Source organism: Pseudoalteromonas sp. P1-7a, assembly GCF_001401855.1.
In the GTDB taxonomy this organism is placed as follows: domain Bacteria; phylum Pseudomonadota; class Gammaproteobacteria; order Enterobacterales; family Alteromonadaceae; genus Pseudoalteromonas.
Genome location: NZ_LKDU01000017.1, coordinates 66,453 through 86,288 on the forward strand (window position 1 = coordinate 66,453; position 19,836 = coordinate 86,288).

Below are 19,836 nucleotides of genomic sequence, written 5' to 3' on the forward strand. Positions count from 1 at the left end.
GTAATTAGTCTTTTTGTGCATTTGCGAAAGCAGCTGCCATTGCGTTTTCAAACACTGGCTCTTCTTTCTTAAGCTTCTCTAGTACTTCTTTCTCTTCTGCTTCGAAAAGAGCTTTAACAGATAAGCTTAAAGTGCGGTTCTTACGATCAACGCCAACGTATTTAGCTTCGATTTCGTCGCCTACAGAAACAACAGTCGTTGCATCTTCAACGCGCTCTTGAGCGATATCAGCTACACGGATGTAACCTTCAACGCCTTCGATAAGCTCTACAGTTGCGCCTTTCGCATCAACTTCAGTCACTTTACCTTTAACAATAGCACCTTTTTTGTTTGCATCAAGGTAGTTATTGAACGGGTCAGCTTCGATTTGCTTAACACCTAGAGAGATACGCTCACGCTCTGGGTCAACTTGCAATACGATAGCAGTGATTTCGTCGCCTTTCTTGAATTCACGTACAGCTTCTTCGCCTGGCGTGTTCCAAGAAATGTCTGAAAGGTGTACAAGACCATCAATACCACCGTCAAGACCGATAAAGATACCGAAGTCAGTGATTGATTTGATCTTACCAGTAACTTGGTCGCCTTTGTTTTGTAGACGAGCAAATTCCTGCCAAGGATTAGCAATACATTGCTTAAGACCAAGCGAAATACGACGACGCTCTTCGTCGATTTCAAGAACCATAACTTCAACAGTGTCACCTAGTGAAACAACTTTTGAAGGGTGGATGTTCTTGTTAGTCCAATCCATTTCAGAAACGTGAACTAGACCTTCAACGCCTTCTTCGATTTCTACGAAGCAACCGTAATCAGTAAGGTTAGTTACACGACCAGAAAGCTTAGAACCTTCTGGGTAGCGACCAGCGATAGCTGCCCATGGATCTTCGCCAAGCTGTTTAAGGCCTAGAGATACACGAGTTTTATCTTTGTCGAATTTAAGAACTTTAACTGCGATTTCGTCGCCAACATTAACGATTTCTGAAGGGTGCTTAACACGCTTCCACGCCATATCAGTGATGTGTAGTAGACCATCAACACCACCAAGGTCAACGAATGCACCGTAGTCAGTAAGGTTCTTAACGATACCTTTAACTTCTTGACCTTCAACAAGGTTAGCAAGAAGCTCTTCACGCTCTTGTGAGTTTTCAGATTCGATAACTGCACGACGTGAAACAACAACGTTGTTACGTTTTTGGTCAAGCTTGATTACTTTAAATTCAAGCTCTTTGCCTTCAAGGTGAGTTGTGTCACGTACTGGACGAACATCAACAAGTGAACCAGGTAGGAAAGCACGGATTGAATCAACTTCAACTGTGAAACCGCCTTTAACTTTACCGTTGATAACACCAGTAACAGTCTCTTGCTCTTCACATGCTTTCTCAAGACGGATCCACGCTTCGTGACGCTTCGCTTTCTCACGAGAAAGGATAGTTTCACCGAAACCGTCTTCGATTGCATCTAGTGCAACATCTACTTCGTCGCCTACAGCAACTTCTAGTTCACCAGCAGCATTTTTGAACTGCTCTGCAGGGATAGCACTTTCTGATTTAAGACCAGCATCTACAAGTACAATGTTATTCTCGATTGAGATTACTGTACCTTTAACAATAGAGCCTTGCTCTGCTTCAAAACCCTTTAAGCTTTCTTCAAATAACTGCGCAAAATTTTCTGACATACGAATATACGTCTCATATATTAATACCAATAAGCAACCATGCTGCATGGGGTTGTTAAAATAGCACTGGCGTCCTGCTGGTGCATAAAATGTGTTTAGCTTCGCTTGGGAAGCTTACCTTCTGAAATAGCAATATCTACTAAAGTTATAACTTTATCAAACACTTGCTGAGCATTAAGCTCGCTTGTGTCTATTTCAATTGCATCATCAGCAGGAACAAGCGGTGCAACCGCACGATTCATATCGCGCTCATCACGAGCTTGAATGTCCTGTAATAGACCACTTAGTGTAACATCAAGACCACGCTCATTCAACTCAACATAACGTCTGCGCGCGCGTTCTTGTGCACTGGCGGTTAAATATATTTTTAATGGAGCGTCTTGAAAAACCACGGTGCCCATATCTCGGCCATCAGCAATTAAGCCCCGCTCGGTTTTAAACGCTCGCTGGCGTCGAAGTAACGCTTCACGTACACGGGGTAATGCAGCCACTTTTGAAGCAGCAGCCCCAACCTCTTCATTACGAATTGTCGAGGTTACATCTTCGCCTTCTAAAATAACTTTTCCAGCATTAGTTTGGCTATCAACCAAAAACTGCACATCTAAGTTTGCAGCAAGCGGGACAAGCGCTTCTTCGTTGTCTAATGCTATTTGGTGATGAAGTGCGGCAAGGGATAATACACGGTAAATTGCGCCGCTATCCAATACATCCCACCCCAATTTGTCGGCTAACAAGCGACAAACAGTTCCTTTACCTGAACCACTTGGGCCATCAACGGTGATTACGGGCATTAATAACGCCTGCATTTAGAACCTCCTGCAATGCACACCTAAATAAAACCGCGATATTATACGTCACTTCTACAAATAGATCCGCTTTAGTGTGTAACTTTTTATAATTATTTATAAAAGCTCTACTCACTCACTGATGCTAAAACCTTGAAAAAGGTTGGAAAAGTTTTGTATGTGCACTTAGGGTCGTTGATAGTAATAGGCTTTCCGCCTACGGCTACCATCGCAAAACACATTGCAATACGGTGATCATCATACGTATCAATAGCAACATCATTAAACGAATTTGGCGGCGTAATTTCGATAAAGTCATCGCCTTCTATAACCTCTGCTCCCACTTTACGAAGTTCAGTAGCCATTGCATATAAACGATCAGTTTCTTTTACACGCCAATTATATATATTGCGAATAGCGGTAGGCCCCTTGGCAAATAACGCAACAGTGGCAAGTGTCATTGCAGCATCGGGTATCGCATTAGCGTCAATATCTACGCCTTTTAATTCACCTTTACGCACAACTAGGCGTTCGTCATACCAATCAATCTGGGCGCCAACTTGTTCCATCACTTTTGCAAAACCAATATCACCCTGTACTGATTTAGCGCCAACCCCTTTAATTTCAATTTCGCCACCGGCAATAGCCGCTGCCGCAACAAAGTAAGACGCTGATGATGCGTCACCTTCAACCATAATACGCTCGAGTGATTGGTATTGTTGGCCGCCTTTCACTTTAAATGTTGTGTAATTGCTGTGCTGAACGGTCACCCCAAAACGTGCCATTACATCTAATGTAATATCAATGTATGGCTTAGAGACCAAAGTACCCTTAATAGAAATTTGCGTATCACCACTAAATAAAGGGGCAGCCATTAGCAATGCAGTTAAAAATTGGCTAGAAATACTGCCATCAATTTCAACAGTACCGCCTTTAATTTGCCCACCAATTATTTTTAGTGGTGGGTAGTCTTTATGCTTTGTGTAGGTAATATCGCCGCCAAGTGCTTGTAGCGCATCAACTAGGTGGCCTATTGGGCGCTCTTCCATGCGCGGCTCACCTATTAGCTCATATTCGCCAGATACAGCAGCAAGTACCGCGGTTAAAGGACGATACGCAGTACCTGCATTTCCTAAAAATAAAGGTTCACTTGGTGTTTTAAATATACCGCCAACCCCTTCAACAGTTGCCACAGTGCGGTCATCATTAAGCGTTACGTTAACACCTAGTAGATTTAATGCACCCAACATATGGCGAATATCATCACTATCTAGCAGGTTTTCTACAACGGTAGTCCCTTGAGCCAGCGCTGCTAACAATAAAATACGGTTTGATAGGCTTTTAGACCCTGGTAAGGTAACGCTGCCATTTACACGAGAAATAGGCTCTAAACGAAGTTGTTCCATTAGCTGTGCTCCTTTGCAAATGCCGCCATAAAGTCAACTAAGGCTTGAACACCTTCAAGTGGCATTGCGTTATAAATACTTGCACGCATACCCCCTACTATTCTGTGTCCTTCAAGTGCAAGTAAGCCAGCCTCTTTAGATTGCATTACAAACTTTTCGTTTAAGCTTTCATCATTTAGCCAAAAGGGTATATTCATGCGAGATCGGCAGTGCGCGGCTACTTTATTGGTATAAAAAGGCGATTCATCAATAAAATCATAAAGCAGCTTAGCTTTAGCAATATTGTGTGCTTCCATTGCCTTAACGCCACCGTTTTGCTCTAACCATTCAAATACTTCGGCTGCTAAATACCATGCAAAGGTAGGCGGTGTATTAAACATGCTGCCTTGTTTTGCTTCAAGTGCGTAATCTAAAATACCTGGTTTAGCCAAACCTTCACGCTCAAGTAATGTTTTGCGCACAATAACGATAGCTATACCTGATGGACCTATATTTTTTTGTGCACCGGCATAAATTAAATCAAACTTGTTTACGTCAATTTCACGCGACAAAATTGTTGACGACATATCAGCAATAATTGGCGCCGTTGGGTGACTAGGCACATCAAAAATTTCTAATCCGTCTACCGTTTCATTTGGGCAGTAGTGAATATAAGATGCATCTTCAGGTAAGTCCCACTGTGCCACTTCTTTTATAGAAAACAGCCCGTTAGCGTCATTTCTGACATTGATTGAGTGAGTTTGAGTAAATTTATTAGCTTCGTCAGTCGCACTTTTAGACCACACGCCGTTCTCGCAATAAACCGCCGCTTTACCATGCTGATGCAAATTTAATGGCACAGCGCTAAATTGACCGCGGCCCCCACCATGCATAAACAACACTTCAAAATCATCGCTAATATTCATTAAACGACGAAGGCTGGCTTCGCATTTTGCAGTAAGCGCTAAAAAATCTTTACTGCGATGGCTTATTTCCATCACAGATACGCCTAAATCTTGCCAGTCTAAAAATTCTTTTTGTGCTTTTTGCATAACAGCTTGCGGAAGCATAGCTGGCCCCGCACAAAAATTATATTTACTCATTACCTTTGCCTCATTCCAGTAATTTAAACCTCTTTGATAAACAAAAAAGGATTATTAATTTTTTTCAACATGATTAAAAAAAGCGGCCTTAGCCGCTTTTTCAATTTCAGTTATTCAGAAGGTGGATTATCATCCGTTGCTTCTTCATTTACTGTATCAACCGTTTCAACGTCTTCAATATCAACTAAGTCACTGTCTGTAACTTCAATCTCTTCGATACGTTGTAAACCAACTACTTGCTCTTCGTCAATAGTTCTGATCAAAATAACGCCTTGGGTGTTACGTCCAACCGTCGATACTTCGTTAACGCGGGTACGTACTAGCGTACCACGATTAGAAATAATCATTATTTCATCGTTGTCGTCAACTTGTACAGCGCCAACTACTGCGCCATTACGCTCACTCACCTTAATAGATACAACACCTTGTGTTGCACGGCTCTTCGATGGGTAATCTTCAAGTTGAGTACGTTTACCGTAACCATTTTCAGTCACAGTTAAAATAGCACCATCAGACTTAGGCACAATTAATGACACTACGCGTTGGTCGTCGGCCATCTTAATACCACGAACACCGGTAGCAGTACGACCCATAGGGCGAACACCTTTGAAACGAACCTCAGGGTTGCCTTCTTCATCAAGTACCGGATTGCCGTTTTCATCAACAACAGTAGACTCTTCGGCTTCTTTAAAGCGTACCACTTTACCAGCATCAGTAAACAACATAATTTCATTGCTACCATCGGTAATATCAACCCCAATTAGGCTATCGCCTTCGTTAAGGTTTACAGCAATAATACCGCTTGCGCGTTGGCGGCTGTATGCCGTTAGTGGTGTTTTCTTCACGGTACCAAATGCAGTTGCCATAAAGATGTACTTATCTTCTTCGTACTCGCGTACAGGTAGAATAGCAGTAATACGCTCATCATCTTCAAGTGGCAGTAAGTTAACAATTGGCTTACCGCGTGCGGCGCGACTTGCCAGTGGTAACTGGTATACTTTAAGCCAGTACAAACGACCCGCAGTAGAGAAACATAAAATGGTATCGTGGGTATTCGCAACTAAAAGACGTTCAATGAAATCTTCATCTTTCATCTTCGTTGCTGACTTACCTTTACCACCACGGCGCTGCGCCTCATAATCAGACAATGCCTGATACTTAACGTAACCTTCGTGCGACAAGGTCACAACAACATCTTCTTCGTTGATTAAATCTTCAAGGCTAATGTCGTGCGCGGCAGCGTTAATTTCTGTACGGCGCTCATCACCATACTGCTCTTTAATTTCAACTAACTCATCACGAATAACTTCCATTAGACGCTCAGGGCTGCTTAAAATGTGGAGTAACTCAGCAATTAAATCTAACAGCGATTGGTACTCTGCTAAGATTTTTTCATGCTCAAGGCCGGTTAGTTTGTGTAAACGTAAATCAAGAATCGCTTGCGCTTGTTGCTCAGAAATATAGTACTGACCATCTCGAATACCAAGCTCACTTGCTAGCCAATCTGGACGTGCTACGTTGTCTTCCCCTGCTTTTTCAAGCATAGCTTTTACATTACCCAAATCCCATGGACGTGCCGTCAAGGCCAATTTAGCCTCAGCTGGGGTTGGTGATTTACGAATAAGCTCAATAATAGGGTCAATGTTGGCAAGCGCAATTGCTAAACCTTCAAGGGTATGAGCACGGTCACGGGCTTTACGTAAATCAAATACGGTACGGCGTGTAACCACTTCACGGCGGTGAATAACAAACTCTTCAAGCATTTCTTTTAGGTTGAAACACTTAGGTTGGTTATTAATTAATGCAACCATATTCATACCAAACACAGTTTGTAACTGAGTTTGTGCATATAGGTTGTTTAGAATAACTTCACCAACATCGCCACGCTTAATCTCAATAACGATACGCATACCGTCTTTATCTGATTCATCACGTAGTGCGCTAATGCCTTCAATTTTTTTATCTTTAACAAGCTCAGCAATCTTTTCAATTAAGCGGGCTTTATTAACCTGATAAGGGATTTCGTGCACGATAATAGTTTCGCGGCCTGTTTTTTCATCGGTTTCGATGTCGGCACGTGCTCGCATGTACACTTTACCACGGCCTGTTAAGTAGGCATCTTCAATGCCTTTTTTACCATTAATAATGGCAGCCGTTGGGAAGTCAGGACCTGGAATGTAATCCATTAATTCATGAATCGTTAAATCAGGATTTTGAATAAGCGCTAAACAGCCATTCACCACTTCAGTTAGGTTATGTGGAGGAATATTTGTAGCCATACCTACCGCAATACCCGATGAACCGTTTACCAGTAAGTTAGGCACTTTGGTCGGTAAAACGTCAGGAATTTGTTCGGTACCGTCGTAGTTTGGAACGAAATCAACCGTTTCTTTTTCAAGATCGGCTAATAACTCATGCGACATTTTTGCCATACGTACTTCTGTATAACGCATTGCCGCTGCTGAATCACCATCAACCGAACCGAAGTTACCTTGGCCATCTACAAGCATATAACGTAGTGAGAATGGCTGTGCCATACGCACGATGGTGTCATAAACTGCACTGTCGCCGTGTGGGTGGTATTTACCAATTACATCACCGACCACACGGGCCGATTTTTTGTAAGGCTTATTCCAGTCATTACTAAGCTCGTTCATTGCAAACAAAACGCGGCGGTGAACAGGTTTTAAACCATCACGTACGTCTGGTAATGCACGTCCTACGATTACACTCATTGCATAATCTAGGTAGGAGTTTTTTAACTCGTCTTCAATATTGACTGGCAGAATTTCATTGGCGAGATCAGTCATTTGATATCACATTCCTTCAGTATCAGCTCTTTGCAACCCGGTATTGGGTGCCAAGAGTATTTGTTATTATTTCTAAGCGACCATGCTATCACAATTAATTTTAATTTACAGGCGCAAAACTTTGCGATTTATCAATTTAGGCCTATATAATGGCCTCAGATTGACGAGGAAGTATTTTATGACCGAACATCAAAATGTAGATAACGCAGAAATAGCAAAATTTGAAGCCATTGCTGAGCGATGGTGGGACCAAGACGGAGAGTTTAAACCTCTTCACGAAATTAACCCATTACGATTAGACTTTGTAGCTAACAAAAGCCAAGGTTTATTTGAAAAAGAAACACTCGATGTAGGTTGTGGTGGCGGTATACTTAGTGAAAGCATGGCGCGCATGGGGGCAAACGTAACCGGTATAGACATGGGCCAAGAGCCACTCACCGTAGCCAAACTACACAGCCTAGAAACGGGTGTAAATGTTGACTATATAAAAGTACCTGCAGAGGAGTTTGCAAACCAGTACCCTGCTCGCTTTGATGTAATAACTTGCATGGAAATGCTTGAGCACGTCCCTGATCCTGCCTCTATAATTCGTGCAGTAGCAAAGCTTGCCAAGCCCGGCGCTGATGTATTTTTCTCAACTCTTAATAAAACGCCTAAAGCATACTTGTTTGCTATTGTAGGTGCTGAAAAGCTATTGAAAATGGTGCCCGAAGGCACACACGACCACAACAAATTTATCAAACCTGCACAACTAATTGCATGGGCTGAGCAAGCAGGCTTAAAAGTACGCGCCAGTGCAGGTCTTAGCTATAACCCGCTTTCTAAGCAATATTCATTAAATACAGATGTAAGTGTTAATTATATACTTCACTTTGAGAAGTTAGCGTAATGGCTAGCTCTTCTACTCCAGTAACTCCTTTTGAGTACGATGCTTTTTTATTTGATTTAGATGGCACTTTACTTGATACAGCTGATGATTTAGGTGCAGCATTGAATGCTGTGCTTAAAAGTGAAGGTGTTGCACAAGTTACACCTGAGGCGTACCGAAAAGCTGCTTCTAATGGTGCAGGTGCATTACTTGAGCTCGGCTTTAAAGAACAATGGGCCACGCAACCTCAAGCACAGCGGATAAAACAGCTAGTGAGTTACTATAGCCAAAACCTAGCTAATCACACACGTTGCTTTGAAGGTATAGAATCATTACTCATAGCCCTTGAGAACCAAGCTATAAAATGGGGGATAATGACCAATAAACCTGGGTTTTTAACCGACCCTTTAGTGGCAGCTATCCCCGCATTAAAAAATGCACATGTGGTGATCAGTGGCGATACACTTACCGAAGCAAAACCGTCTCCTTTACCCTTATTACACTGTACAAAACTGATGAACGTTGATCCTAAGCGTTGTTTATATGTAGGTGATGCACAACGTGATATACAAGCGGGTAAAGCTGCAGGTATGCATACCGCTACAGCGCTTTGGGGCTATATACCAAGTATTGAGGAGGCGTTGCGCTGGGAAGCCGACTTTAATTGGCGCAGCCCTATTGATGCTTTTAACCATATATAGTGCCATTAGCTCTATTAAACACTATATATTGTGATTGTGTTAGTTTTTATGCAAAGCTTGATGATAAAAAAAGCAGTCAAAATTTATTTTCAAAATGCGCAAATTTAGCTGATCATTAGTTGATTTTTACCTATTTCAACTTAAATGATTGTTCAAAGGTGAGTGACTACTAACACAATTGCTTTATCCCAAAGTTATCCACAAATAGGGGCAATTATGTCCCTTGCAAATCAACTCAGACCACACTATCTTGTGATCTCTAAATTGAACAACACCAGATATTGTGGCCAAATGTTATTCAATTAAATTCGCCCATACGGTGAAACTTATAATAAATGAATACGTACCTTGCTTTAGCGAGGTATAAAACATTGGTCAAAATACTCAATTCCCAAGGAATACAGGCAAAGCTATGAACCAACAGTTATCTGTAAGCAAGCGTGACGGGCGTAAAGAGCCGCTAGATCTTGATAAGATCCATCGCGTTATTGAATGGGCCGCCGAAGGTTTAAACAACGTATCGGTTTCACAGGTTGAATTAAAGTCGCACATTCAATTTTACGACGGTATTCGTACAAAAGACATTCACGAAACCATCATTAAAGCAGCAGCCGATCAAATTTCAAAAGAGTCGCCTGACTACCAGTACTTAGCTGCCCGCTTAGCTGTATTCCACTTACGTAAAAAAGCGTATGGCCAGTTTGAGCCTCCACGTTTATTTGACCATGTTACAAAAATGGTTGAAGACAAACGCTACGATGCTCACTTACTTGTTGATTACACAGAGCAAGAGCTTGACGAGCTAGATGCGTATCTTGATCATTCGCGCGATCTTAACTTTAGCTACGCAGCCGTAAAGCAACTTGAAGGTAAATACCTGGTACAAAACCGCGTAACAGGTGAAATTTACGAAAGTGCTCAGTTTTTATATATTTTAGTGGCTGCGAGTTTATTTTCTGACTACCCGCGCGAAACACGTATTGATTACATCAAGCGTTTTTACGATGCTGTATCAACGTTTAAAATCTCTTTACCTACACCCATTATGTCGGGTGTACGTACCCCTACTCGCCAATTTAGCTCATGTGTACTTATTGAATGTGGCGATAGCCTTGATTCAATCAATGCTACATCATCTGCGATTGTTAAATACGTATCACAACGTGCGGGTATTGGTATTAACGCCGGCCGTATTCGTGCGTTAGGTAGCCATATTCGTAACGGTGAAGCGTACCACACTGGTTGTATTCCTTTTTATAAGCACTTTCAAACAGCTGTTAAAAGCTGCTCGCAAGGTGGCGTTCGTGGCGGTGCAGCAACCTTATTCTATCCGCTTTGGCATTTAGAAGTAGAAAACCTGCTTGTACTTAAAAATAACCGTGGTGTTGATGATAACCGTGTTCGTCACTTAGATTACGGCGTACAGTTTAATAAACTAATGTATTCTCGTTTGATTAAAGACGATTATATCACGTTATTTAGCCCATCAGACGTACCAGGTCTTTACGATGCATTCTTTGAAGACCAAGATGAATTTGACGCACTATATATAAAATACGAGCAAGACGAGTCTATTCGTAAAAAGCGTATCAAAGCGATTGAGCTATTCTCAATGTTTGCGCAAGAGCGAGCTAGTACAGGTCGTATTTATTTACAAAACGTGGATCACTGTAACACTCACAGCCCGTTTATTTCTAAAGTTGCGCCAATTCGCCAATCTAACTTATGTTTAGAAATTGCATTGCCAACTAAGCCGTTAAATAACGTAAACGACGAAGAAGGCGAAATTGCCCTTTGTACGCTATCTGCATTTAACTTAGGTGCTATTGAATCGCTTGATGAACTGGAAGAGCTTGCGGAACTGGCAGTACGTGCACTTGATAATCTACTTGATTTCCAAGACTACCCAGTACCGGCTGCACGTAATGCCACAATGGGCCGCCGCACATTAGGAATAGGTGTAATTAACTACGCTTACTACTTAGCTAAAAATGGTAAACGCTACTCAGATGGCAGTGCTAATGCACTGACTCATAAAACGTTTGAAGCAATTCAATATTACTTAATGAAAGCATCAAACGAGCTTGCTAAAGAGCGTGGCGCGTGTCCTAAGTTTAACGAAACAACGTACTCTCAAGGTATTATGCCAACGGATACATACAAACGTGACTTAGATAAAATTTGTGATGAGCCACTGCACTTAGATTGGGACTCATTACGTGCCAGCATTAAAGAGCACGGCATGCGTAACTCAACACTTAGCGCATTAATGCCTTCAGAAACATCGTCGCAAATCTCTAACGCGACTAACGGTATTGAGCCACCACGTGGTCACATTAGCGTTAAAGCAAGTAAAGACGGTATTTTAAAACAAGTAGTGCCAGAGTACGAACGCTTAAAAGATAACTACGAGCTGCTGTGGGATATTCCATCAAACGATGGTTACTTACAGTTAGTGGGCATAATGCAAAAGTTTATTGACCAAACTATTTCGGCCAATACAAATTATGATCCAAGTAAGTACGAAGGCGGTAAAGTACCTATGAAAGTCTTATTAAAAGACTTACTGGGTGCCTACAAATTGGGTGTTAAAACACTTTATTACCATAACACCCGCGATGGTGCATCAGATGCACAAGACGATACGCCAGAAGTCGAAGATGACGATTGTGCAGGCGGCGCGTGTAAAATTTAATAGATAAACTTAAAGCGGGCTCTTTGCCCGCTTTGTCCTGATAGTTTTAGTGATAGTTTTTGAGTGATAGACATGTCTTATACTACTTTTAGTCGTAACCATAATGATCAAATGCAAGAGCCAATGTTTTTTGGCCAAACCGTTAACGTTTCGCGTTACGATCAACAAAAATACCCTATTTTTGAAAAATTGATTGAAAAGCAACTTTCGTTTTTTTGGCGTCCAGAAGAAGTAGACGTAAGTAAAGACCGTTTAGATTTTCAAGCGTTACCTGAGCACGAAAAGCACATATTTTTAAGTAACTTAAAATACCAAACGCTGCTTGATAGTGTACAAGGCCGCTCACCAAATGTTGCCCTACTTCCTATTGTGTCTATTCCTGAACTAGAAACATGGATAGAAACCTGGGCATTTAGTGAAACTATTCACAGCCGCTCTTATACCCACATTATTCGTAACGTAACACAGTCACCAGAACTAATTTTTGATGACATTGTAAGTAACGAAAAAATCAGCGAACGTGCTGATGCGGTAACCACCTACTACGACGATTTAATTAATGGCGTGTCGCTTTATAATCTGTATGGGGAAGGCAAGCACGACATTAACGGTCAAACCGTTGTGATTAGCTTATTTGATCTTAAAAAGAAACTTTACCTTGCGATGATGTCGGTAAATATTCTTGAAGCTATTCGTTTTTATGTTAGTTTTGCCTGCTCATTTGCCTTTGCAGAACGTGAATTAATGGAAGGTAACGCTAAAATCATCAAGCTAATCGCTCGTGATGAAGCGCTACACCTTTCGGGTACACAGCATATTTTGAACATTATGCAAGATGGTAAAGACGACCCTGAAATGGCGATTGTCGCTGCGCAGTGCCGTGAAGAAGCCATTAAAATGTTTGTAGAAGCAGCAGAGCAAGAAAAAGAATGGGCAGAATACTTGTTCAAAGATGGCTCAATGATTGGCTTAAATAAACACATCTTGTGTCAATATGTTGAATACATCACTAATGCACGTATGACAGCAATTGGCTTGCCTGCGCAGTTTGAAAACAACAGCAACCCTATTCCATGGATCAACTCTTGGCTTGTGTCTGACAACGTGCAAGTTGCGCCGCAAGAAGCTGAAATTAGCTCATACCTTGTAGGTCAAATCGACTCTCAAGTAGATGCCTCAGAATTTGGTGACTTTGATTTATAATGAGTGACAAACCCACTGCAAGTATAACGCTTGCAGATAACAGCCAGTGTATTGAATTTAGCACTGGCTGCCCTTCTGTTTTACATTGCTTAGAAAACCAAAAAATAGACGTAGCCTATCAGTGCCGCGAAGGCTATTGCGGCGCGTGCAGAGCCACGTTAGTCTCTGGCCAAGTGCAATATAACGAAGAACCTTTAGCGTTTGTACGTGAGGGAGAAATACTGCTGTGCTGCTGTAAACCCAATGGCAATATAAGCATAAACTTAAAATAAAGTTATACCAATGCGCATAATTAAGTATTATTGCAAATGAGTATTACTGCGTCTTATGAATCTGCTTTGGTTCGAACCGATAGTGCCCTGTGATTTTATAATCAAAGAGCATATCGGTTTTTTCAGGACCACGCCCAATATTATGTACAATTAAAGGATTGCCGGTTTGTATAGAGTACTCATTAACGACCATGCCAATATGAGGAAGATTCCCGGGTAACATCCAAGTTATTATATCACCCGCTTTGTAGTCATTAGGAGCACCAGATATTGCTAAATTTAAACCGTGTCTTTTAAAGTAAATTTGTAAATTAGGCACTCTTCGGTGGTCGATATTTTTATCCGGTTTAGTCAGCCCCCAGATTCGTTTAGAGGGGTAAAGCGCAAAGTTATTTTTTATATCTTCATGTACTAATTTTTGTAAATCTACACCTAACTTTCTGTAGCTTCTGATAATAACATCAGTACATACCCCAATGTTACTTGGCACATCTCCCCCTGGGTATGTAATTGAATAATATGCACCATTATAAATAACCGAGTGAGTTGTTCTTTCAATTAAAGCAGCGCTTATATCTTCGGTAAAAGTGTTTGCACCACAGGTTGAGGATATAACCGACAATAAATATAGATAATAGCGAATCATATAAAATCCTTTTAAAGCTGTTTAGCTACAGGGTATTTGCAACATGCCTTGGGATGTTAATTCCCTCGCCCGCATGGGTAAAATGTGCATCGAGTTCATAAGCCATCAACTCAAGTGGTGCATTGTGATAACCAAGCTGCTGAATCTCACTCAAGTAACGCTGCATAAATGCTATTGAGCCAAGCTCACCCCACTGTGCTACGTGAACTAATTCATGAAAATGTACACGAAGATTATCTTGCATGTGCGGCAGAACATAATAGGTGTTTTTATAGGTTATGCCTGCAGCGTCCATGTCAATAAAATCGCTCACTCCCATAGAATGTAATTCATCAAAGTCTGGCTTTGGGATTTTATCAACCACAACATAAAAAGAGTTACTCAAAAAATCTAAAGGGTAAAAGTCACTAAATTCATTCTTAAATTAACTGCAGCATACCCTTTGTGATGTGTAATAAGTGTTAGTTTTATCAATCCATTGTTCTATTTTTTTCAGCACATCCTTACTCCAACATTCACTGATGACTACAAGTTTAAGTTTTAATCTTCTTCAATAAGTGACTCAAGCAGCTCGTGTATTTCTGCTTTGAGTTCTTTATCTTCAATTTTATTAGCACTTACCTTGGCACTTTTAAGGCTATTAATCGCCTCATCTTTTTTACCTAGCTCTATTTGTAAAGTGGCCATTGAATAAGCTATCGATGCCATATGATCTTTATTATTTATTGCAATCGACTTTTCTAGCGCTTTCTCGTATGTAGTGAGAGCGTCTTCAAGCTCTTCGGTAAAGTCAGCTAAGGTTTCCCACTGTACAGGGTGATCTTTTGAGGTATTCTCGTTTTCTTCACAAATCGTTTTAAGCCTAGAAAATAATAATTCAAATCTTTTGCGGTCGTTTCTATTTGCAGCCTCCATCAACTGTTCTGCTAAATCATGTACTGCTTTATATACTTTGGTGTTCATCATCAAGAACTATCCTCAACTAACCGCTAAACTAACTATTTAATTTAGCAAAAATACTATTTATAGGCGTCCTGATCTTATAAGAACGGCTAATTATCTAGGTGTAATGATACATTAATAATAGATAACCGGTTGTAATTAAAAGTGTGGTTTTAAAATTATATATAAAAAGTAGCCCACGTTAGTTACAGTGATACACTGAGAAACTTATAAATTCCTAATATACTGGCTAAAAATGAAAGAGTGCAACCAATGTGGCAAATGTTGTATTAAATACGGGGGTGGTGATTTAAGCGCAACTGTACAAGAAATTGAAATGTGGGCACTGTTTAACCCAGAGATTTATCAATATGTTAAAGATGATGAAATTTGGTTCGATCCACATACGCAATTAAGGCTTATCGTTTGCCCCTTTTTAGAAATAGCGCCTAAAAAAGCGCCCTCCCATAAAACAATGTATACCTGTAGCATTTACCTGGATAGACCAGAAGATTGCCGCCAATACCCCAGCTTGGTTTCTGAGATGATACGTGATGAATGCGAAATGATAGAGCCTAAGGATATAAATAACCAGCCTAAAGCGCAGCGTAAACTCAATATAATTATGCTCGATAGCCGCTCTTAAAACAGCTTATCTTATTCGCGTGTTTATTCATCGAAAAAAATTAAGCTATAGTATAACATTGTTGATATGTCAAATACGCAGTGTTATATTATATCACAACATAGTAACCGCGAACCTTTAAGATAATGACAAAGTTAACATTAATTTCTTCTGCAGTTTTTTCTGTTTTATGTTCTCATTCAGCACTTGCTGCTACCGTTACCGGTAAAATAACAGATGATAAAAACCGACCTATTGAAAATGCAGCTGTGCACGTACATGGTAAAGACCAAGGTGTAAAAACCAACGCACAGGGCGAATTTTCTATTGATGTAGACTCTCAAAGCCAATTACATGTAAGTAAAGACAACTTTATAGACTCGCGTATTGCCGTAAATGAAAACTCAAACAATGTGACGGTTTCACTTACCCCTACCTCGGTAGAAACCGTTGTTGTATATGCCTCTGCACTGCATAAAAACAGCCTAGAGATGATTTCTCCTGTTAGCGTTTTATCAGGTGATGAGCTTAAAAACAAATCAAAACCTACCCTTGGTGAAACGCTAAAAGGCTTACCAGGTGTAAATGCCAGTTACTTTGGCCCGGTATCGTCAAGCCCTATTATCCGTGGTTTAGATGGCCCTCGCGTTAAGATTACCCAAAACGGTTTAGATGCTAGCGATGCATCGCGTATTGGTCCAGACCATGCAACTTCAAGCGACAGCTTAGCGGCTGAACAAATTGAAGTATTGCGCGGACCAAGCACCCTACTTTATGGCTCAGGTGCAATTGGTGGTGTAGTAAATGTAGTTGATAACCGTATACCAACGAGCAATCTAGATGATTTATCCGGCGCTGCTGAATACAGCCATGACACGGTATCTAATTCAAATACGGTGGCTGCAAAACTAGAAACAGGCAATGATGGATTTAACTTTCATTTTGATGGTACCAAACGCAGTGGTGATGACTATGAAACACCGACCTTTAGTATTACAGATGAAGATGGTGACGTTGAAACAGCAAACACTGTAGAAAACACCTTTATAGATAGTGATACATTCAATGTGGGTACTAGTTATGTGGGCGATCATTTAACGGTTGGCTTTTCTTACGGTAGCATTGACACCGATTACGGTATCCCTGGGCATGAGCATCATGACCATGACCATGAAGGTGAAACCGAAGAAGAACACGACGATCACGCAGAGGAAGAAGAAGAGTCTGTTTATGCTCATCTTGAGCAAGATCGTTGGCAAGGCCTGATTAGTTATGCGCTGGATAATAACTGGGTTGAGAATATTAACCTTCGTGTTGGCTACACTGATTACTCACACAGTGAAATTGAAGACGGTGAAATTGGCACTACCTTTAAAAACGAAACAACCGAAGCGCGCTTAAACGTAGAGCATAAATTAGCTCAATGGCACGGTATGATTGGCTATCATTATAGCGAGTCTGATTACGACGCCATTGGTGAAGAGGCCTTTACTCCTGCAAGTGTTACCACTACTCATGCACTCTATCTACTAGAAGAGCGTGAATTTGGAGATGTAACTGTAGAGCTTGGTGCACGTATTGAAGACTATGAGATTACAAGCACAATTACAGAAACAGAGCACGACCACAGCCATGATGAAGAAGAGGAAGATCATGATGAAGGGGAAGAAGAAAGTATTGCATACAGCGAAAGCTTTACTAATGTAAGCGCCTCAGTCGGCGCCATTTGGCAATACACACCTGGGCAAAGTGTAGCGCTTAGCTTATCTCACTCTGAGCGTGCTCCTCTTTCTGCTGAACTTTTATCTAATGGTTTACACATTGCTACAGGTACTTATGAAGTAGGCCTTGGCTATCATATTGAAGATAACGAGGTACACTTTGAGCCAGAAGACATTAAGCAAGAAAAATCGACTAACCTTGATTTAAGCTTTAGACGCTTTAGCGGTGATTTTGGCTACACAGTAAACTTTTTCTATAACGATATTAAAAACTTTTATTACCAACAAAATACAGGCTTAGTTTACGACGAAGAAGATGGGTTAGAATCAGCGATTGGTGCACACGATGATGCGGTTGCTGTTTATCAATTTGCCAGTAAAGATGCTGAGCTATATGGTATTGAGTTTGACGTGCACTACCAAATAGACCCAAGTACGATGATTAAAGTTTTTGGTGATTCAACTCGCGCTAAGCTTAAAGATGATGCGGGGAATTTACCACGCATTCCTGCTAATAAATTAGGCTCTGAATTACAATACAACGTAGGCGATTTACAACTAACGCTCACCGGTACGCACTACTTTGAGCAAAACGATATAAGCGCCTTCGAGACCAAAACAGATGGCTACACAATTGTTGATGCACAAGCTAATTATCAATTAAGTTTAGGCGCTATTGATACGCAGCTGTACTTAAATGTAGATAACATTACCGACGAACTTGGCTTTGTTCATAGCTCGTTTATAAAAGATAAAGCCCCACTACCAGGCAGAAACTTCCGCTTTGGTATTAGAGGTTACTTTTAATAAAGCTTTAGCATTTATTTAGTTAGTTTTAAAACCGCATTTTATATGCGGTTTTTTTATGCCACTTCATTTAATTAACTAGGTTATTTAATTGATGTTTATAAAGCAGTAAGCGTGAGACGTGGATTTAATACCATCGCAGTACTAAATAAATTTAAGTATTAAATGGTGCGCTATTGAGGTTAAAAAGTTCACATATAAAGTAACCCAACAGCGTATTGTTGCCTAGCTAGCAACACGGTTATCTGCCCTCACCATAGCCTACTTCTTCAAACTGTTTGGACTACACTAGTAAAGGCCTGAGAATTGGTATTAAACTACGTATTACAAAAAAGCCGCGGTCTAAGACCACGGCTTTTTAAATACTGACTTAATTACTAAATTAAGAAAGGATTTCGTGTAGCTCAACGTCAAATATAAGCGTTGAGAAAGGTGCAATTGCAGCACCTGCGCCACGTTCACCATAAGCAAGCTCATGAGGAACGTAGATACGCCATTTAGTGCCTACAGGCATCATTTGTAATGCTTCTGTCCAACCTTTGATTACGCCACCCACTGGGAATTCAGCAGGCTGACCGCGCTCGTAAGAGCTATCAAAAACAGTTCCGTTAATTAGGGTACCGTGGTAGTCAACACGTACTGTAGACTCAGCTGTTGGCTTTTCGCCTTCACCTGTTGCTAGTACTTCGTATTGTAAACCAGACTCTGTAACAGTGATTTCAGGACGCTTAGCGTTTTCTTCTAAGAATGCGATACCTTCAGCAGAGAGTACTTTTGCTTCTTCTTCACGACGCGCTTGGATCTCTTCGTTAATTTTTTCAAATGCAGCTTGGATCTCAGGGATCTCAACTTGAAAAGCGCTACCAGCGTACGCATCTTTCATGCCTTCAAATACTGAATTTAGGTTTAAGCCTTCAAAAGGGTTAGACTTAAGTTGCTCACCCATTTGTAAGCCAATACCGTAACTTGCTTTTTCAGCATCTGTAGTAAAATTATCTGACATAATGTGTTTTTCACGTTTTGTTAGTTAAAAGACGCGTACATGCTAACATAAAATAAAACCGGTTTGGGGCTAGTTTTTACTGTGTTTCACCTTAATTTTGCCAACTATGTAGCTAAAAAGGGGTAAACTGAATAAAAACCCAACAAGCAGTGGCCATGCTATTAAACCGCCACTGCCAAACAACACTAGCGGCACTAATACTAAACCTACTAAAGCAATAAAAGCGGCGCCAATTATAGGCCAATGCGTATCGTATTTAGTAATAAGGTGCGCAGTTAAAACATTAAAGCCAATACCATATGCAAAGGCAGTGATAAGCGTTGCGTCTGGTTGCACATCTGCTGCCATTTTTATTAATAAATTAATCGCGCTTTGATAACAGTAACCAAATACAATCCACAGTAATACATGCTTTACTAAGCGTTGCGATGTAGTAAGGTTTGCTTCTTTTGACATTTATTAAACTCCACAAAGCAAAAAACCGCCCATAAGGCGGTTTTTTTAAATAATGGTGGAGAGATAGGGATTTGAACCCTAGATAGGCTACAAACCTATGCCGGTTTTCAAGACCGGTGCATTCGACCACTCTGCCATCTCT

General features: G+C 40.8%; 16 protein-coding genes and 1 pseudogene. 7 read left to right on the top strand and 10 right to left on the bottom strand.

What is annotated here, in order from left to right; translation table 11 throughout:
• Window positions 1-4: 4 nt before the first annotated feature.
• From rpsA to gyrA, 5 genes are all read right to left on the bottom strand, one after another.
• The gene (rpsA, locus tag AN389_RS11915) at window positions 5-1,672 is read right to left on the bottom strand and encodes a 30S ribosomal protein S1 (RefSeq protein WP_055016073.1); all 1,668 of its coding nucleotides are present in this window, start codon (window positions 1,670-1,672) and stop codon (window positions 5-7) included.
• 95 nt (window positions 1,673-1,767) lie between these two features.
• On the bottom strand, window positions 1,768-2,478 hold the full coding sequence (cmk, locus tag AN389_RS11920; RefSeq protein WP_055016057.1) for a (d)CMP kinase: 711 nt from the start codon (window positions 2,476-2,478) through the stop codon (window positions 1,768-1,770).
• A 107-nt stretch (window positions 2,479-2,585) separates the two neighbouring features.
• Window positions 2,586-3,863, bottom strand: coding sequence for a 3-phosphoshikimate 1-carboxyvinyltransferase (gene aroA, locus AN389_RS11925; protein WP_055018414.1), 1,278 nt, complete (start codon window positions 3,861-3,863; stop codon window positions 2,586-2,588).
• Window positions 3,863-4,945 carry a 3-phosphoserine/phosphohydroxythreonine transaminase gene (serC, locus tag AN389_RS11930; protein WP_055016059.1) on the bottom strand — a complete coding sequence of 361 codons (1,083 nt, stop codon included), beginning with the start codon at window positions 4,943-4,945 and terminating at the stop codon, window positions 3,863-3,865. The genes aroA and serC overlap by 1 nt, the downstream gene beginning before the upstream one ends.
• Before the next feature lie 110 nt (window positions 4,946-5,055).
• The gene (gene gyrA, locus AN389_RS11935) at window positions 5,056-7,755 is read right to left on the bottom strand and encodes a DNA topoisomerase (ATP-hydrolyzing) subunit A (protein WP_055016060.1); all 2,700 of its coding nucleotides are present in this window, start codon (window positions 7,753-7,755) and stop codon (window positions 5,056-5,058) included.
• Between the two features lie 178 nt (window positions 7,756-7,933).
• Here gyrA and ubiG point away from each other — a divergent pair, with 178 nt between their 5' ends.
• The 5 genes from ubiG to yfaE all read left to right on the top strand — a co-directional run bounded on the left by ubiG (window position 7,934) and on the right by yfaE (window position 13,494).
• A complete protein-coding gene (gene ubiG, locus AN389_RS11940) occupies window positions 7,934-8,644 on the top strand; it encodes a bifunctional 2-polyprenyl-6-hydroxyphenol methylase/3-demethylubiquinol 3-O-methyltransferase UbiG (protein ID WP_055016061.1) in 711 nt (236 codons plus the stop codon).
• Window positions 8,644-9,324, top strand: coding sequence for an HAD family hydrolase (locus tag AN389_RS11945; protein ID WP_055018415.1), 681 nt, complete (start codon window positions 8,644-8,646; stop codon window positions 9,322-9,324). The genes ubiG and AN389_RS11945 overlap by 1 nt, the downstream gene beginning before the upstream one ends.
• A gap of 412 nt (window positions 9,325-9,736) precedes the next feature.
• Window positions 9,737-12,019 (top strand): class 1a ribonucleoside-diphosphate reductase subunit alpha, encoded by a 2,283-nt coding sequence (gene nrdA, locus AN389_RS11950; protein WP_055018416.1) that lies wholly within the window; start codon window positions 9,737-9,739, stop codon window positions 12,017-12,019.
• Between the two features lie 72 nt (window positions 12,020-12,091).
• The gene (gene nrdB, locus AN389_RS11955) at window positions 12,092-13,222 is read left to right on the top strand and encodes a class Ia ribonucleoside-diphosphate reductase subunit beta (protein WP_055016064.1); all 1,131 of its coding nucleotides are present in this window, start codon (window positions 12,092-12,094) and stop codon (window positions 13,220-13,222) included.
• Window positions 13,222-13,494, top strand: coding sequence for a class I ribonucleotide reductase maintenance protein YfaE (gene yfaE / locus AN389_RS11960; protein WP_055016065.1), 273 nt, complete (start codon window positions 13,222-13,224; stop codon window positions 13,492-13,494). Before nrdB ends, yfaE begins: the two co-directional genes overlap by 1 nt.
• A gap of 43 nt (window positions 13,495-13,537) precedes the next feature.
• On the opposite strand, the gene AN389_RS11965 is transcribed toward yfaE, so the two are convergent.
• The 3 genes and pseudogenes from AN389_RS11965 to AN389_RS11975 all read right to left on the bottom strand — a co-directional run bounded on the left by AN389_RS11965 (window position 13,538) and on the right by AN389_RS11975 (window position 15,106).
• Window positions 13,538-14,140 carry a DUF1287 domain-containing protein gene (locus AN389_RS11965; protein WP_055018417.1) on the bottom strand — a complete coding sequence of 201 codons (603 nt, stop codon included), beginning with the start codon at window positions 14,138-14,140 and terminating at the stop codon, window positions 13,538-13,540.
• A 25-nt stretch (window positions 14,141-14,165) separates the two neighbouring features.
• Window positions 14,166-14,639 (bottom strand): annotated as a pseudogene (locus AN389_RS11970) (hypothetical protein).
• Between the two features lie 41 nt (window positions 14,640-14,680).
• Window positions 14,681-15,106, bottom strand: a complete 426-nt coding sequence (locus tag AN389_RS11975) for a hypothetical protein (RefSeq protein ID WP_055016068.1) — start codon at window positions 15,104-15,106, stop codon at window positions 14,681-14,683.
• A gap of 232 nt (window positions 15,107-15,338) precedes the next feature.
• On the opposite strand from AN389_RS11975, the gene AN389_RS11980 reads away from it, so the two are divergent.
• Together AN389_RS11980 and AN389_RS11985 are read left to right on the top strand one after the other, a co-directional pair.
• Complete coding sequence (locus tag AN389_RS11980; RefSeq protein WP_055016069.1) at window positions 15,339-15,728, top strand: YkgJ family cysteine cluster protein; 390 nt, start codon at window positions 15,339-15,341, stop codon at window positions 15,726-15,728.
• A 125-nt stretch (window positions 15,729-15,853) separates the two neighbouring features.
• The gene (locus tag AN389_RS11985; RefSeq protein ID WP_055018420.1) at window positions 15,854-18,235 is read left to right on the top strand and encodes a TonB-dependent receptor domain-containing protein; all 2,382 of its coding nucleotides are present in this window, start codon (window positions 15,854-15,856) and stop codon (window positions 18,233-18,235) included.
• Between the two features lie 382 nt (window positions 18,236-18,617).
• Here AN389_RS11985 and AN389_RS11990 read toward each other — a convergent pair whose 3' ends face one another.
• Window positions 18,618-19,238 carry an FKBP-type peptidyl-prolyl cis-trans isomerase gene (locus tag AN389_RS11990; protein ID WP_055018421.1) on the bottom strand — a complete coding sequence of 207 codons (621 nt, stop codon included), beginning with the start codon at window positions 19,236-19,238 and terminating at the stop codon, window positions 18,618-18,620.
• Window positions 19,239-19,307: 69 nt separating this feature from the next.
• Window positions 19,308-19,694: a hypothetical protein gene (locus AN389_RS11995; protein ID WP_055019868.1), complete on the bottom strand. Its 387-nt coding sequence runs from the start codon at window positions 19,692-19,694 to the stop codon at window positions 19,308-19,310.
• Window positions 19,695-19,836: the final 142 nt, after the last annotated feature.

Excerpts from the sequence above, each read along its gene's own strand:
- cmk (WP_055016057.1), bottom strand. The coding sequence starts at position 2,478 with ATGCAGGCGTTATTAATGCCCGTAATCACCGTTGATGGCCCAAGTGGT.
- AN389_RS11945 (WP_055018415.1), top strand. The coding sequence starts at position 8,644 with ATGGCTAGCTCTTCTACTCCAGTAACTCCTTTTGAGTACGATGCTTTT.
- ubiG (WP_055016061.1), top strand. The coding sequence starts at position 7,934 with ATGACCGAACATCAAAATGTAGATAACGCAGAAATAGCAAAATTTGAA.
- nrdB (WP_055016064.1), top strand. The coding sequence starts at position 12,092 with ATGTCTTATACTACTTTTAGTCGTAACCATAATGATCAAATGCAAGAG.
- AN389_RS11965 (WP_055018417.1), bottom strand. The coding sequence starts at position 14,140 with ATGATTCGCTATTATCTATATTTATTGTCGGTTATATCCTCAACCTGT.
- gyrA (WP_055016060.1), bottom strand. The coding sequence starts at position 7,755 with ATGACTGATCTCGCCAATGAAATTCTGCCAGTCAATATTGAAGACGAG.
- rpsA (WP_055016073.1), bottom strand. The coding sequence starts at position 1,672 with ATGTCAGAAAATTTTGCGCAGTTATTTGAAGAAAGCTTAAAGGGTTTT.
- AN389_RS11990 (WP_055018421.1), bottom strand. The coding sequence starts at position 19,238 with ATGTCAGATAATTTTACTACAGATGCTGAAAAAGCAAGTTACGGTATT.
- nrdA (WP_055018416.1), top strand. The coding sequence starts at position 9,737 with ATGAACCAACAGTTATCTGTAAGCAAGCGTGACGGGCGTAAAGAGCCG.
- AN389_RS11980 (WP_055016069.1), top strand. The coding sequence starts at position 15,339 with ATGAAAGAGTGCAACCAATGTGGCAAATGTTGTATTAAATACGGGGGT.
- serC (WP_055016059.1), bottom strand. The coding sequence starts at position 4,945 with ATGAGTAAATATAATTTTTGTGCGGGGCCAGCTATGCTTCCGCAAGCT.
- AN389_RS11995 (WP_055019868.1), bottom strand. The coding sequence starts at position 19,694 with ATGTCAAAAGAAGCAAACCTTACTACATCGCAACGCTTAGTAAAGCAT.
- aroA (WP_055018414.1), bottom strand. The coding sequence starts at position 3,863 with ATGGAACAACTTCGTTTAGAGCCTATTTCTCGTGTAAATGGCAGCGTT.
- AN389_RS11975 (WP_055016068.1), bottom strand. The coding sequence starts at position 15,106 with ATGATGAACACCAAAGTATATAAAGCAGTACATGATTTAGCAGAACAG.
- AN389_RS11985 (WP_055018420.1), top strand. The coding sequence starts at position 15,854 with ATGACAAAGTTAACATTAATTTCTTCTGCAGTTTTTTCTGTTTTATGT.
- yfaE (WP_055016065.1), top strand. The coding sequence starts at position 13,222 with ATGAGTGACAAACCCACTGCAAGTATAACGCTTGCAGATAACAGCCAG.